Here is a 13,813-nt window from a genome sequence, read left to right as displayed (position 1 = left end):
GGCCCGGTCGGTGCGGGCCCGTTACAGGTTCGGCGACAGCGCGAGCGCGTTCGTCAGGTCGCCCATCGGCTGCCCGCCGTTCGCCTTCAGCGCGTCGTCGCGCTGCTGCAGGCCCGCGAGGCGCGGCAGCGAGAAGCGGCGCGTGATGAAGCGCAGGATCGAACCCGTGTCGTACTGCGTGTGGTCCACGAAGCCCTTCTTCGCGTACGGCGACACGATCAGTGCCGGAATGCGCGTACCCGGGCCCCAGCGGTCGGCGCTCGGCGGCGCGGCATGATCCCAGAAGCCGCCGTTTTCGTCGTACGTGACGACGACAACCATGTTCTTCCACTGCGGGCTGGCCTGCAGGTGCGCGATCACGTCGGCGATGTGCTGGTCGCCGGAGGTCACGTCCGTGTAGCCCGGGTGTTCGTTCAGGTTGCCCTGCGGCTTGTAGAACGCGACCTGCGGCAGCGTGCCCGCGTCGATCGCCTTGATGAACTCGGCGCCGTTCGCGCCGCCGTCGAGCAGGTGCTGCGCGCGGCTCGCGGTGCCCGGCGCCTGGTTCGCGAAGTAGTTGAACGGCTGGTGGTGCGGCTGGAAGTTCGGCGTCGACAGATCGGCACCGTAGATCACGTTCGACGTGCCGTTCTGGCTCGCCTGCAGCGCCTGGCCCCATGCGCCGCTGTACCAGGCCCACGACACGCCTGCGTTGGTCATCAGGTCGCCGATATTGGTCGCCGTCTGCGGCGGCATCGTCGACGGATTCGCCGGGTCGGCCAGCAGCGGGTCGCCGCCCGTGGCCGCCTTGTTGCCGCTCGGCTGATACGCCGGCTGCATCGTGTTGATGCCGTAGAAGTCGGGCGTGAGCGCGCCGTCGTTGACGAACTTCGGCGGGCCGCTCAGCGCGGAGGCCGGCGAGTTCGTCGCGACCTTCAGTGACTTGCCGTCCGCGTTCAGCACGGCGATCTTGCCGGCCGCGGGGCTCTTGTCGGCGTTCGGGTAGTACGGTGCGCACGCGCAGACCAGGTACTGGTGGTTCAGGAACGAACCGCCGAACGCGCCCATGAAGAAGTTGTCGGCGAGCACGTACTGCTGCGCGATCTTCCACAGCGGCAGCTTCGACGGATCCGCGGTGTAGTGGCCCATCGTCAGGCCGCCCGCGTCGGTCCAGGCGGCGTACATGTCGTTCTTGCCGCCGTTGATCTGCATCTGGTCCTGGTAGAAGCGATGCACGATGTCGCGCGTGGCGATGCTCATCGACTGGTTGAAGCCCTTCGGGTCGTCGATCGCGAACGGCGCGTTCGGCAGGTTCGCCGTCATCGCCTCGGTGACCGCCGGCGTGATGCCGGTCGCGGTCAGGCCGCCCCAGATCTTCGGCAGCGTCGCCATCGTCGAGCCGTCGCGATCCTTCTGCACCGAGTTCGCGGCCGTCGCGTTCTGCAGGCCGTTCGCGCCCGGGAAGTTGCCGTACAGGTTGTCGAAGCTGCGGTTTTCCGCATAGATCACGACGACGTTCTTGACGGCGGACAGGCCTTGCTGCGTGACATCGTCGCCGCCGCAGGCGGTCAGGCTGAGCGCGGCCGCAAGGGCGATCGGCGTGTAGCGAATCCAGGCGTGCTTCTTCATGCGATGTTCTCTCTCATTCGTCGTTGGTCGCGTGTGGGAACCGGGTGGCGGGAGGGCCGGCGCACGAACCTCGCGGTACCGCCCGGCAGCGCGCATTATCTGGAACCGATTTGACAGCCGGGTGTAGGCGCGCTTTCAATTGACTGTCGGTGGAACGTCATTGAACGGTCATGGAACTGACATAAGCTCCGGCCGATCGCCCACCGCTACCAGAACAACGACGATGCACACCCTTCTGAAATCCCTCGCGTCCGCGCGATCGCTGATCTCCGCCGCGGCCGCGCTGGCACTCGCGGGCGGACTCGCGGCGCTCGCCGGTTGCGATGCGCGGCCCGGCACGACCGCGTCGGCCGCGTCCGTCGTACCGGCGGCTCAGGCCGCGTCGGCCGGCCCGGCGGTCGCGCCAGCCAGCCAGCCGCAGACGCGCGCGCAGGTGTTCGAGGGCGTGAAGCAGATGACGGCACTCGGCAAGCAACTGTTCTTCGATCCGTCGCTGTCCGGGTCCGGCAAGCTCGCCTGTGCGTCGTGCCATAGCGCCGAGCATGCGTTCGGGCCGCCGAACGCGTTGTCGGTGCAGCTCGGCGGCGACGACATGCACCGTAGCGGTTTTCGCGCGGTGCCGTCGCTGAAATACCTGCGCGGCATTCCTCCGTTCAGCGAGCACTTCCACGATTCGCCGGACGAAGGCGATGAAAGCATCGACGCGGGTCCGACCGGCGGCCTGACCTGGGACGGCCGTGTCGACACGCGCGACGCGCAGGCGCGCATTCCGCTCACGTCGCCGTTCGAGATGAGCAGCTCGCCCGCACGGGTGGCGAAGGCGGTTCGCGCCGCGCCGTATGCCGACGCGTTCCGCAAGGCGTTCGGCGATCAGGTCCTCGGCGACGATCGGGCAACGTTCGATGCCGTGCTGCGCGCGCTCGACGCATTCCAGCAGCAGCCGGCGCTGTTCGATCCGTACACGAGCAAGTACGACGCGTATCTGGCCGGCCGCGCGCGGCTCACGCCTGCCGAGCTGCATGGCCTGCAGCTGTTCAACGACGAGAAGAAGGGCAACTGCGCGAGTTGCCACATCAGCCAGCGCACGCTCGAAGGCGGCCCGCCGCAGTTCAGCGATTTCGGGCTGATCGCGATCGCGGTGCCGCGCAACCGCGCGCTGCCCGTCAACCGCGACCCGCGCTTTTACGATCTCGGCGCGTGCGGTCCCGAGCGCACCGACCTGAAGGGCCGCGACGAATTCTGCGGGCTGTTCCGCACGCCGTCGCTGCGCAACGTCGCGCTGCGCAAGACGTTCTTCCACAACGGCGTGTATCACACGCTCGAGGACGTGATGCGCTTCTACGTCGAGCGCGACATCCATCCGGAGAAGTTCTACCCGGTCGTGCACGGCAAGGTGCAGATCTACGACGACCTGCCGAAGCGCTACTGGCCGAACATCAACCGCGAGCCGCCGTTCGACCGCAAGCGCGGCGAGCAGCCGGCGCTGAACGCGGCCGAGGTCAAGGACGTGATCGCGTTCCTCGGCACGCTGACTGACGGATATCAGCAAACGGCCGCGCCGGCCGGGCACTAGAAGGCGCTGCCGCCGGCACGCATGCTATGCTCGCTCGCTGACGGGCGCGCTGCGGGCCGGTTCGCCGGCCTGCAGCGCGCCGTTCGATCGAACATCCAAGGAGAAAAACATGTCGATGCGCGCATCCCTTTCCGTCGTCACGCGTGTGCTGGCCGGCGCCGCGTGCGCAGCCGCGATGCTGCCCGCCCATGCGCAGAACAACCTGAGCTTCCTGAACGACACGCCGATCAGCTATTTCAGCAACGCCGACCGCGCGTCGCTCTCGAAGGCCGTCGTGCAGGCGCGCGACGAAGGCAAGGACGGCGAAACCACGACGTGGCAGAGCAGCGGCCGCGGCACGCAGATCGACGCGAAGCTCACGCCGACCACGACCGAGACGGACGGCAAGACCTGCCGCGAAATCACCACCGACATCACCGCGAAGGGCCAGACGATGACGCTCAAGCCCGTCTACTGCAAGACGGCCACGGGCAAGTGGCAGCTGCAGAAGCGCTGAGCACACGCGCGATGAAGCGGGGCGGCGCGCCGCGCACGGTGTCGTGCGGCGTCGTGATTCTCGATGCGGCCGGCCGCGTGTTCCTCGCGCACGCGACGGATACCACGCACTGGGATATCCCGAAGGGGCAGGGCGAGCCCGGCGAGACGCCGGCCGACGCCGCGCTGCGCGAGCTGCTCGAGGAAACCGGCATCGAGCTCGCGCCGGCGCGGCTGCTCGATCTCGGCCGGTTTTCCTATCGTCACGACAAGGATCTGCACCTGTTCGCGGTGCGGGTGGCCGCAGGCGAGATCGATCCCGCGCACTGCACGTGCACGTCGCTGTTCCCGAGCCGTCGCGACGGCTCGATGATTCCCGAGATGGATGCGTACCGCTGGACCGCGCCGGGCGACGTCGACGCATATGCGAGCCGCAGCCTCGCGCGGCTGTTTCGCACGAAGCTGTCGCTGGCGGACCTGCATCGGCGGTTGGCGGGCGCATGAGCGTGTGCGGCGGCTCCCGCCGCGGCGTGCCGTTTCGATGCGCGCAAAAAACCGGCGCTTGGGCCGGTTTTTTTATGGGTGACGCGAGGGCGGCGCCCGAAGCCGCCGCCGCGCGCCGAGCAGGCCGTCAGGCCGGCTTGCCCCAGCTGTCGCGCAGCCCGACGATCCGGTTGAACACCGGCTTGCCCGGTTTCGAATCGACACGGTCGGCAACGAAGTAGCCGTGACGCTCGAACTGCAGGCGCGTTTCCGGCGCGATGTCGCCGTTACCGGGCTCCAGATAAGCCTGCACGATCTTCTTCGAATCGGGGTTCAGCGCCTCGAGGAAGTTCGCGCCGCCCGCGTCCGGATGCGGCTCCTTGAACAGGCGGTCGTAGATCCGCACTTCGGCCGGCTGCGCATGCTTCGCGCTGACCCAGTGGATGTTGCCCTTGACCTTGTACGTGTTCGCGCCTTCGGTGCCCGACTTGCTGTCCGGGAAGTAGTTGCAGTGCACGGCCGTCACGTTGCCGTCGGCGTCCTTGTCGAAGCCCGTGCATTCGATCACGTAGCCGTAGCGCAGGCGCACCTTGTTGCCCGGGAACAGGCGGAAATAGCCCTTCGGCGGGTTCTCGACGAAATCCTCGCGCTCGATCCACAGCTCGCGCGAGATCGGGAACGTGCGCACGCCGCGGTCCGGGTGGTGCGGATGCACGGGCGCCGTGCACGCTTCCTCGAGGTCTTCCGGATAGTTGTCGATCACGAGCTTCAGCGGATCGAGCACCGCGACCGTACGCGCGGCCTTGTCGTCGAGGTCGTCGCGCAGCGCGCCCTCGAAGATGCTCATGTCGATCCACGAATCGATCTTCGTCACGCCGATCCGCTCGCAGAACAGGTGGATGCTCTCCGGCGTGAAGCCGCGACGGCGCACGCCGACGATCGTCGGCATCCGCGGGTCGTCCCAGCCGTCGACGTGGCCTTCGGTGACGAGCTGCAGCAGCTTGCGCTTGCTGGTGATCGCGTACGTGAGGTTCAGGCGCGAGAATTCGATCTGTTGCGGCAGCGGACGCGTGAACACGCCGGCTTCCGCGAGTTCGTTCAGCACCCAGTCGTACAGCGGGCGGTGATCCTCGAATTCGAGCGTGCACAGCGAATGCGTGATGCCTTCGAGCGCATCCGAGATGCAGTGCGTGTAGTCGTACATCGGATACACGCACCAGGCGTCGCCGGTGCGGTAGTGGTGCGCGTAGCGGATCCGGTAGATCACCGGATCGCGCATGTTCATGTTCGGCGAAGCCATGTCGATCTTCGCGCGCAGCACGTGCTCGCCTTCCTTGAACTCGCCGGCCTTCATGCGGCGGAACAGGTCGAGGTTTTCCTCCGGCGTGCGGTCGCGGAACGGCGACGGCTTGCCGCCTTCCGTCAGCGAGCCGCGGTTCGCGCGCATTTCGTCGGCGCTCTGGCTGTCGACATACGCCTTGCCGCGCTTGATCAGCAGCTCGGCGAACTCGTACAGCTTGTCGTAGTAGTCGCTCGCGAAATACTGATGATCGACGGCGTCCTTGCGCCAGTCGAAACCGAGCCAGCGCACCGCGTCGACGATCGAATCGACGTACTCGACGCTTTCCTTTTCCGGGTTCGTGTCGTCGAAGCGCAGGTGGCACACGCCGCCGTAGTCGCGCGCGACGCTGAAGTTCAGGCAGATGCTCTTCGCATGGCCGATGTGCAGATAGCCGTTCGGCTCGGGCGGGAAGCGCGTCTCGACGCGTCCGCCCCATTTGCCGGTGCGGTTGTCGTCGTCGATGATGTTACGGATGAAATTGGAAGCCGCGGGGGCGTCGTTGCGTTCGGTGCTCATGCGGTTGGCGTCAGGTTGTGTCGGCGCGTCGCGCCGGTTTAATCCTGTAATTCTACCTGACCGGGGTCCGTCCCGCGCGGGTCGCGGGTCCGGCACCCTGCGTGCGCGATGCGCGCCGCAATATATCGAGTGTGTGTCGGCTGTAACACGACGTAAATCGGATTGCCCGCGCCGTTCGGGTTTTCCTATGATGGCTTTACCGATTCAACGCCGCCATTCGTATTTTTTGCCTGGCGGGAGGAAGCCAATAACCATGATGAAGAAGACCACTTTTCTCGTTCGTACCGCGGTGATCGTCGCGGCCCTGTCGCAACTCGGCGCATGCGCGATGACGCATACGCAGCGTAATGCCGGGATCGGCGCGGCCGCGGGCGGCGCACTCGGCTACCTGATCACGGGCGGCCCGGTCGGCACGGTCGCCGGTGCGGCGGCAGGCGGCCTGGTCGGCGCCGGCGTCCGCTGAACGCAGGACGGCCGTGACGTCGACCTGAATCGACGTCGCGGCCCGCTCGCTCCTCACGCACATCCTCCGGTTTTTTGACAGGCAGCATCAGGGAGAGGAGGGTGTGCGACACTTCGTCGACGCCACCACACGATTCCATTCGTCGACGAACCCCGCCATGAGCGACCCCTTCGTTTTCGTCTTGCCGGGCTACGGCAATTCCGGCCCGCTTCACTGGCAGAGCCGCTGGGAGCGTGCCGATGCGCGCTTTTCGCGTGTCGCGATGCCCGACTGGGACCGCGCGTTCCGCAACGGCTGGTGTCTCGCGCTCGACCGCGCGGTCCAAGCCGCGCGCGGGCCCGTGGTGATCGCCGCCCACAGCCTCGGCACGCTGACCGCCGCGTGGTGGGCGACGCGCTATGCGCGTCCGGCCGCGCTCGCGAAAGTGCGCGGCGCGCTGCTGGTCGCGTTGCCCGATCCTGCCGGACCGGCGTTTCCGGCCGACGCGCACGGCTTCGGCCCGGTGCCGCGCGAGCGGCTGCCGTTTCCGACCTGCGTCGTCGCGAGCAGCGACGATCCGTACGGGTCGCTCGCGTTCGCGCGCGGCTGCGCGCACGCGTGGGGCAGCGAATTCCGTGACATCGGCCCGCGCGGCCACCTCAACGCGGACAGCGGGCTCGGCGACTGGCCGGCCGCCCGCGGCTGGCTCGACGCGCTCGCGCGGTAGGCGGGCGAGCCGCCGCCGCGCGAGCCCGGCGCGTCAGATCGCCTGCTTCGCCTTCAACGCGGCGATCCGCGCGTCGTCGTAGCCGAGCATCTCGCGCAGCACGTCGTCGGTCTGCGCGCCGAGCAGCGGCGGGGCCGTGCGCGCGTCGGGCGGCGTCGCGCTCATCCGGATCGGGTTGCGCACGAGCTTCACGTCCGCGCCGCACGGGTGCGGCAGCGATACCTGCATCCCGCGCGCGGCCACCTGCTCGTTGTCGAACACCTCGTCGAGATCGTTGATCGGGCCGCACGGCACGCCGGCCGCTTCGAGCACGGCGATCCAGTCGGCCTTGCCGCGCGCCTTCACCATCTCCGCGAGGATCGGCACCAGCGTGTCGCGGTGGCGCACGCGCGACGGGTTCGTCGCGAAGCGCTCGTCGTCGGCCAGCTCGGACCGGCCGCCGGCCTCGACGAATTTGCGGAACTGCCCGTCGTTGCCGACCGCGACGATGATCCAGCCGTCGCGTGTCTGGAACGTCTGGTACGGCACGATGTTCGGATGCGCGTTGCCCCAGCGCACCGGCGGCTTGCCGCTCGCGAGGAAGTTGGTGTTCATGTTCGCGAGCAGCGCGACCTGCACGTCGAGCAGCGCCATGTCGATGTACTGGCCTTCGCCGGTGCGGTCGCGGTGCGCGAGCGCGGCGAGCACCGCGATCGTCGAATAAAGGCCCGTCGCGAGATCGGCGATCGCGACGCCGGCCTTTTGCGGGCCGCCGCCCGGCTCGCCGTCGCGCTCGCCGGTGATGCTCATGAAGCCGCCGATCCCCTGCACGATGAAGTCGTAGCCCGCGCGGTGCGCGTACGGGCCCGTCTGGCCGAAGCCGGTGACCGAGCAGTAGACGAGATCGGGCTTCACCGCGCGCAGCGACGCGTAATCGAGCCCGTATTTCTTCAACTGGCCGACCTTGTAGTTCTCGAGCACGACGTCGCTTTGCGCGGCGAGCTCGCGCACGATCTGCTGGCCTTCGGGCGTCGCGATGTCGATCGTCACCGAGCGCTTGTTGCGGTTCGCCGCGAGGTAGTACGCGGCCTCGGCGGTATCCGCGCCGTCCGCGTCCTTCAGGTACGGCGGCCCCCAGTGGCGCGTGTCGTCGCCGGCGCCCGGGCGCTCGACCTTGATCACGTCCGCGCCGAAATCGGCAAGGGTCTGCGCGCACCACGGGCCCGCGAGCACGCGGGTGAGGTCCAGCACGCGGATATGGCTCAGGGCACCCATCGTCGAATCGTCTCCTTTCATGGCTGGCCTGCCTTGTCGGGCAAGGCCGATTGGCATGCCGAGCATCTTAAGGCGAATCGGCCGCGCGGGTGGCCCAGCCGGGCCGTCCGGATGGCCGAGCCGCTTTGCCGGCGCTTTGCCCGGAAGCCGGCCCCGATCCCGTATAATCGATCGTTTCCGAATCCATGCCGTCGCGCGCCCGTCAAGGGCGCCGGCGTTTTGAAGCCGTCTTTGCCAGACTGTCCCCGCACGCCATGAAAGCTGCCGAAATCCGCGAGAAATTCCTCAAATTCTTCGAATCGAAGGGCCATACGATCGTCCGCTCGTCGAGCCTCGTGCCCGGTAACGACCCCACGCTGATGTTCACGAACTCGGGCATGGTCCAGTTCAAGGACGTCTTCCTCGGCACGGATCCGCGCCCGTACTCGCGCGCCACGACGGCGCAGCGCAGCGTGCGCGCGGGCGGCAAGCACAACGACCTCGAGAACGTCGGCTACACGGCGCGCCACCACACGTTCTTCGAGATGCTCGGCAACTTCTCGTTCGGCGACTACTTCAAGCACGACGCGATCAAGTTCGCGTGGGAGCTGCTGACCACGGTCTACCAGCTGCCGAAGGACAAGCTGTGGGTCACCGTCTACCAGGAAGACGACGAGGCGTACGACATCTGGGCGAAGGAAGTCGGCGTGCCGACCGAGCGCATCATCCGCATCGGCGACAACAAGGGCGCGCGCTACGCGTCGGACAACTTCTGGACGATGGGCGACACCGGCCCGTGCGGCCCGTGCACCGAAATCTTCTACGACCACGGCCCGGACGTGTGGGGCGGCCCGCCGGGGTCGCCCGAAGAAGACGGCGACCGCTACATCGAGATCTGGAACCTCGTGTTCATGCAGTTCAACCGCGACGCGCAGGGCAACATGACGCGCCTGCCGAAGCAGTCGGTCGACACCGGCATGGGCCTCGAGCGTCTCGCCGCCGTGCTGCAGCACGTGCACAGCAACTACGAGATCGACCTGTTCCAGAACCTGATCAAGGCCGCCGCGCGCGTGACCGAGATCAGCGACCTCACGAACAACTCGCTGAAGGTGATCGCCGATCACATCCGCGCATGCTCGTTCCTGATCGTCGACGGCGTGATCCCCGGCAACGAAGGCCGCGGCTACGTGCTGCGCCGGATCGTGCGCCGCGCGATCCGCCACGGCTACAAGCTCGGCCGCAAGGGCTCGTTCTTCCACAAGCTGGTGGCCGACCTCGTCGCCGAGATGGGCGTCGCGTATCCGGAGCTGAAGGAAGCCGAGCAGCGCGTGACCGACGTGCTGCGCCAGGAAGAAGAGCGCTTCTTCGAGACCATCGAGCACGGCATGTCGATCCTCGAGGCGGCGCTGGCCGACGTCGAGGCGAAGGGCGGCAAGGTGCTCGACGGCGAACTCGCGTTCAAGCTGCACGACACCTACGGCTTCCCGCTCGACCTCACGGCCGACGTGTGCCGCGAGCGCGGGATGACGGTCGACGAGCCGGCATTCGACGACGCGATGGCGCGCCAGCGCGAACAGGCGCGCGCGGCCGGCAAGTTCAAGGCCGCGCAGGGCCTCGAATACTCGGGCGCGAAAACCACGTTCCACGGCTACGAGGACATCGCGTTCGACGACGCGAAGGTCGTCGCGCTGTACGTCGACGGTTCGGCCGTCAACGAAGTGAAGGCCGGCCAGGATGCGGTCGTCGTGCTCGACCACACGCCGTTCTACGCGGAATCGGGCGGCCAGGTCGGCGACCAGGGCGTGCTCGCGAACGCCGCGACGCGCTTCGCGGTGGCCGACACGCTGAAGGTGCAGGCCGACGTGATCGGCCATCACGGCACGCTGGAGCAGGGCACGCTGAAGGTCGGCGACGTGCTGCGCGCGGAAATCGACGCGCATCGCCGTGCCCGCACGCAGCGCAACCACTCGGCCACCCACCTGATGCACAAGGCGCTGCGCGAAGTGCTCGGCGCGCACGTGCAGCAGAAGGGTTCGCTGGTCGACGCGGAAAAGACCCGCTTCGACTTCGCGCACAACGCGCCGATGACCGACGACGAAATCCGTCGCGTCGAGCAGATCGTCAACAACGAGATCCTGGCCAACGCGCCGGGCATCGTGCGCGTGATGCCGTACGACGAAGCGGTGAAGGGCGGCGCGATGGCGCTGTTCGGCGAGAAGTACGGCGATGAAGTGCGCGTGCTCGATCTCGGCTTCTCGCGCGAACTCTGCGGCGGCACGCACGTGCACCGCACCGGCGACATCGGGCTCTTCAAGATCGTCGTCGAAGGCGGCGTCGCGGCCGGCATCCGCCGCGTCGAGGCAATCACCGGCGACAACGCGGTGCGCTACGTGCAGGAGCTCGACGCGCGCGTGAACGAAGCGGCGGCCGCGCTGAAGGCGCAGCCGTCGGAACTCACGCAGCGCATCGCGCAGGTGCAGGACCAGGTGAAGTCGCTCGAGAAGGAGCTGGGCGCGCTGAAGTCGAAGCTCGCATCGAGCCAGGGCGACGAGCTCGCACAGCAGGCCGTCGAAGTCGGCGGCGTGTACGTGCTGGCCGCGACGCTCGACGGCGCCGACGCGAAGACGCTGCGCGAAACGGTCGACAAGCTGAAGGACAAGCTGAAGAGCGCGGCGATCGTGCTGGCGGCCGTCGAAGGCGGCAAGGTCAGCCTGATCGCGGGCGTCACGCCGGACGCGAGCAAGAAGGTCAAGGCCGGCGAACTCGTGAACTTCGTCGCGCAGCAGGTCGGCGGCAAGGGCGGCGGCCGTCCGGACATGGCGCAGGCGGGCGGCACCGAGCCGGCGAACCTGCCGGGCGCGCTGGCCGGCGTGAAGGGCTGGGTCGAAGAGCGGCTCTGATCGTCATGCGACCGGTGCGATGCCGTTGCGCTGACGGCATCGCGTGAATGAAAAAACGACCCGATCGGCGGATGCCGGTCGGGTCGTTTCGTTTGCGCACATCGATCGATGCGGCGACGCGCGCACCGGTCAGGCCGTCACGATCGCCGGCGGCTTCGTCGTGTCGCCGGCCGGCCGCGCGGCCTCGGTGAGCGCATCGCGCAGCGCGGCGAGCGCCGCCGACGCATAACCCTGTCGCCACGCGAGCAGCGTGTCGATGCCTTCGAGTTCGGGAATCGTGTGCGCGGCGATGTTGCCGGTTTCCGGCTGCAGGTCGAGCACCGAACGCGGCGCGACCGCGACGCCGGCGCCGGCCGCGACGCACGCGACGATCGCATGGTACGAGCCGAGTTCGAGCACGCGCGCGGGCTTCATGCCGTGCGCCGCATACCATTGCTCGACGTACTTGCGGTACGTGCAGCCGCGCTCGAACGCGATCAGCGTCGGCAGGATCACGTCGCGCGGCGTGCGCACCGGCGGATGGCCGCGCGGCGTCAGCAGCACGAGATCCTCGCGGAAGACCGGCATCGTCTCGAACGTGTCGGGCAGCCCGTCCGGTTCGGGCGGCCGCGCGAACAGCGCGGCATCGATCTCGAAGTCGCGCACCCGGTCGATCAGCCAGCCCGTCGTGCCCGTCACCAGTTCGAGCGACACGTCGGGCCACGCGTGGTGATAGCGCGCGAGGAGAGCCGGCAGCCGGCTCGCGGCCGTGCTTTCCATCGTGCCGAGCCGCAGCCGGCCGCGCGGCGTGTCCTCGCGCACCGCGTCGCGCGCCTCGTCGGCGAGCGCGAGCAGGCGCTCCGCATACGGCAGCAGCGTCTGCCCGGCCGGCGTCAGCACGAGCCGGCGTCCGTCGCGCACGAACAGCGCGGCGCCGAGTTCTTCCTCGAGCTGCTTGATGCGCGTGGTGACGTTCGACTGCACGCGATTGAGCTTGGCCGCCGCGCGCGTCACGCCGTTCTCGCGCACGACCGCCCGGAAAATCGCCAGCGCGGCCAGGTCCATGATTCTCTCCGAGGGATGAGTCGATTCTTGATTATTCATTTTTCAAGAACGTTTGGTCAAGCTACGATGGCCGCATTCCGGTTTCCGATCCGGCCGGCGCGCTCAGTGCCGGCCGTTGCCGCCATGTCCCGCTTCGATGCCTCGACCGCCGCTGCCGGCGTCCTTTCGTCCGACCAGGCCGACCGCCTTGCCCGCGCGGCGGCGCTGGCGTGCATGGTCGGCCTCGCGGTCGTGCTCGGCGTCGGCCGTTTCGCGTTCACGCCGCTGTTGCCGCTGATGCTCGCGGACGGCTCGATCGGCCTGAAAGCCGGCAGCTGGCTCGCGTCGGCGAACTACGCGGGTTACTTCGTCGGCGCGGTCAGTTGCGCGGCGCTGCGCATCGCGCCCGCGCGGATGGTCCGCTTCGGGCTCGCGGCCACCGTGCTGCTGACCGCCGCGATGGGCGTCGGCCACCTGCTGCCCGTGTGGCTCGCGGTGCGCTTCGTCGCGGGCATCGTCAGCGCGTGGACGTTCGTGTTCGTGTCGCAGTGGGGATTGCGGCGCCTGGCCGAACTGCACGCACCCGAATGGAGCGGGGTGATCTACGCGGGGCCGGGCGTCGGCATCGTCGTGACGGGGCTGATCGGCAGCGCGCTGGCCGGCCAGCGCGCGGCGTCGGGCTGGCTGGGCTTCGCGGCGCTGTCGGCCGTGCTGTCGGTGGCGATCTGGCGCACGTTCGGCACGGCGCCGCCACCCGCGGCACCCTCGGCGGCTGCCGTGCCGCATGCGGCCGCGGGCGCGACGGCAGCCTCGACGGCGCCGGCCGCCGGCGTGCGAAGCCGGCGCCTCGATGCCGCGTGGCTCGTCGTGCTGTACGGCGCGCCGGGCTTCGGCTACATCATCACCGCGACGTTCCTGCCGGTGATCGCACGCGCCGCGCTGCCGGCCGGCTCGCCGTGGCCGGACCTGTTCTGGCCGATGTTCGGCGCGGCGCTGATCGTCGGCGCGATCACGGCCGCGCGGCTGCCCGGCCACTGGGACAACCGGCTGCTGCTCGCGGCCGGCTGCGCGACGCAGGCGCTCGGCATCGTGGCCGGCCTCGTGTGGCCGAACGCGGCCGGCTTCTCGGCGGGCAGCGCGTTGCTCGGCCTGCCGTTCACCGCGATCACGCTGTTCGCGATGCGCGAGGCGCGGCGGCTGCACGGCGAGCGCGCGGCCGGGCTGATGGGCTATGCGACCGCGTCGTACGGGATCGGGCAGATCCTCGGGCCGCTCGTCGCGGCGCCGCTGGCCGCGCGTTTCGGGTCGTTCACGCCGGCGTTGTGGGTCGCGGTCGCCGCGCTGCTCGCGGGCGCCGCCGGCTTCGCGGCGACCGCCGCGCGCGCGCGCCGGCAACCCTGACGCCGGCGGGGACGGATCGTCTGCGGCGCGGGCAAACTCGCTAGAATGAAGCCTTTCCCGCGCCGAGCGGGTGCGCGGGCAGCCGGGAGGC

General features: G+C 68.8%; 11 protein-coding genes. 7 read left to right on the top strand and 4 right to left on the bottom strand.

Features of this window, described 5'->3' with window-relative positions:
- Window positions 1-21: 21 nt before the first annotated feature.
- Entirely contained in the window at window positions 22-1,608 is a 1,587-nt protein-coding gene (locus HWX00_RS04635) for an acid phosphatase (protein WP_059557001.1), read from the bottom strand.
- 223 nt (window positions 1,609-1,831) lie between these two features.
- Between HWX00_RS04635 and HWX00_RS04630 the strand changes: the two genes are divergently transcribed.
- The 3 genes from HWX00_RS04630 (at window position 1,832) to HWX00_RS04620 (ending at window position 4,159) form a co-directional block, all read left to right on the top strand.
- Window positions 1,832-3,181: a cytochrome-c peroxidase gene (locus HWX00_RS04630; RefSeq protein ID WP_175027995.1), complete on the top strand. Its 1,350-nt coding sequence runs from the start codon at window positions 1,832-1,834 to the stop codon at window positions 3,179-3,181.
- A 109-nt stretch (window positions 3,182-3,290) separates the two neighbouring features.
- A complete protein-coding gene (locus HWX00_RS04625; protein ID WP_034191202.1) occupies window positions 3,291-3,677 on the top strand; it encodes a hypothetical protein in 387 nt (128 codons plus the stop codon).
- Window positions 3,678-3,688: 11 nt separating this feature from the next.
- Window positions 3,689-4,159, top strand: coding sequence for an NUDIX hydrolase (locus tag HWX00_RS04620; RefSeq protein WP_049035811.1), 471 nt, complete (start codon window positions 3,689-3,691; stop codon window positions 4,157-4,159).
- 127 nt (window positions 4,160-4,286) lie between these two features.
- On the opposite strand, the gene HWX00_RS04615 is transcribed toward HWX00_RS04620, so the two are convergent.
- Entirely contained in the window at window positions 4,287-5,996 is a 1,710-nt protein-coding gene (locus HWX00_RS04615) for a glutamine--tRNA ligase/YqeY domain fusion protein (protein WP_034191200.1), read from the bottom strand.
- Between the two features lie 253 nt (window positions 5,997-6,249).
- On the opposite strand from HWX00_RS04615, the gene HWX00_RS04610 reads away from it, so the two are divergent.
- Together HWX00_RS04610 and HWX00_RS04605 are read left to right on the top strand one after the other, a co-directional pair.
- Entirely contained in the window at window positions 6,250-6,459 is a 210-nt protein-coding gene (locus tag HWX00_RS04610) for an ornithine acetyltransferase (protein WP_006497729.1), read from the top strand.
- Window positions 6,460-6,616: 157 nt separating this feature from the next.
- Window positions 6,617-7,165 carry an RBBP9/YdeN family alpha/beta hydrolase gene (locus tag HWX00_RS04605; protein WP_059556998.1) on the top strand — a complete coding sequence of 183 codons (549 nt, stop codon included), beginning with the start codon at window positions 6,617-6,619 and terminating at the stop codon, window positions 7,163-7,165.
- 33 nt (window positions 7,166-7,198) lie between these two features.
- Here HWX00_RS04605 and HWX00_RS04600 read toward each other — a convergent pair whose 3' ends face one another.
- Window positions 7,199-8,419: a CaiB/BaiF CoA transferase family protein gene (locus HWX00_RS04600; protein ID WP_175027996.1), complete on the bottom strand. Its 1,221-nt coding sequence runs from the start codon at window positions 8,417-8,419 to the stop codon at window positions 7,199-7,201.
- A gap of 254 nt (window positions 8,420-8,673) precedes the next feature.
- Here HWX00_RS04600 and alaS point away from each other — a divergent pair, with 254 nt between their 5' ends.
- Window positions 8,674-11,298, top strand: coding sequence for an alanine--tRNA ligase (gene alaS, locus HWX00_RS04595; protein WP_034191197.1), 2,625 nt, complete (start codon window positions 8,674-8,676; stop codon window positions 11,296-11,298).
- 129 nt (window positions 11,299-11,427) lie between these two features.
- On the opposite strand, the gene HWX00_RS04590 is transcribed toward alaS, so the two are convergent.
- Complete coding sequence (locus HWX00_RS04590) at window positions 11,428-12,342, bottom strand: LysR family transcriptional regulator (protein ID WP_175027997.1); 915 nt, start codon at window positions 12,340-12,342, stop codon at window positions 11,428-11,430.
- Window positions 12,343-12,465: 123 nt separating this feature from the next.
- On the opposite strand from HWX00_RS04590, the gene HWX00_RS04585 reads away from it, so the two are divergent.
- Window positions 12,466-13,722, top strand: coding sequence for a YbfB/YjiJ family MFS transporter (locus HWX00_RS04585; RefSeq protein ID WP_175027998.1), 1,257 nt, complete (start codon window positions 12,466-12,468; stop codon window positions 13,720-13,722).
- Window positions 13,723-13,813: the final 91 nt, after the last annotated feature.

The sequence above is a fragment of the Burkholderia seminalis DSM 23518 genome (genome assembly GCF_902832885.1).
GTDB lineage: Bacteria > Pseudomonadota > Gammaproteobacteria > Burkholderiales > Burkholderiaceae > Burkholderia > Burkholderia seminalis.
The sequence above is the reverse complement of the archived record's forward strand: the minus strand, read 5'-3'. Positions and strand labels throughout refer to the sequence as shown.

Excerpts from the sequence above, each read along its gene's own strand:
- alaS (WP_034191197.1), top strand. The coding sequence starts at position 8,674 with ATGAAAGCTGCCGAAATCCGCGAGAAATTCCTCAAATTCTTCGAATCG.
- HWX00_RS04590 (WP_175027997.1), bottom strand. The coding sequence starts at position 12,342 with ATGGACCTGGCCGCGCTGGCGATTTTCCGGGCGGTCGTGCGCGAGAAC.
- HWX00_RS04620 (WP_049035811.1), top strand. The coding sequence starts at position 3,689 with ATGAAGCGGGGCGGCGCGCCGCGCACGGTGTCGTGCGGCGTCGTGATT.
- HWX00_RS04625 (WP_034191202.1), top strand. The coding sequence starts at position 3,291 with ATGTCGATGCGCGCATCCCTTTCCGTCGTCACGCGTGTGCTGGCCGGC.
- HWX00_RS04635 (WP_059557001.1), bottom strand. The coding sequence starts at position 1,608 with ATGAAGAAGCACGCCTGGATTCGCTACACGCCGATCGCCCTTGCGGCC.
- HWX00_RS04615 (WP_034191200.1), bottom strand. The coding sequence starts at position 5,996 with ATGAGCACCGAACGCAACGACGCCCCCGCGGCTTCCAATTTCATCCGT.
- HWX00_RS04630 (WP_175027995.1), top strand. The coding sequence starts at position 1,832 with ATGCACACCCTTCTGAAATCCCTCGCGTCCGCGCGATCGCTGATCTCC.
- HWX00_RS04610 (WP_006497729.1), top strand. The coding sequence starts at position 6,250 with ATGATGAAGAAGACCACTTTTCTCGTTCGTACCGCGGTGATCGTCGCG.
- HWX00_RS04585 (WP_175027998.1), top strand. The coding sequence starts at position 12,466 with ATGTCCCGCTTCGATGCCTCGACCGCCGCTGCCGGCGTCCTTTCGTCC.
- HWX00_RS04605 (WP_059556998.1), top strand. The coding sequence starts at position 6,617 with ATGAGCGACCCCTTCGTTTTCGTCTTGCCGGGCTACGGCAATTCCGGC.
- HWX00_RS04600 (WP_175027996.1), bottom strand. The coding sequence starts at position 8,419 with ATGGGTGCCCTGAGCCATATCCGCGTGCTGGACCTCACCCGCGTGCTC.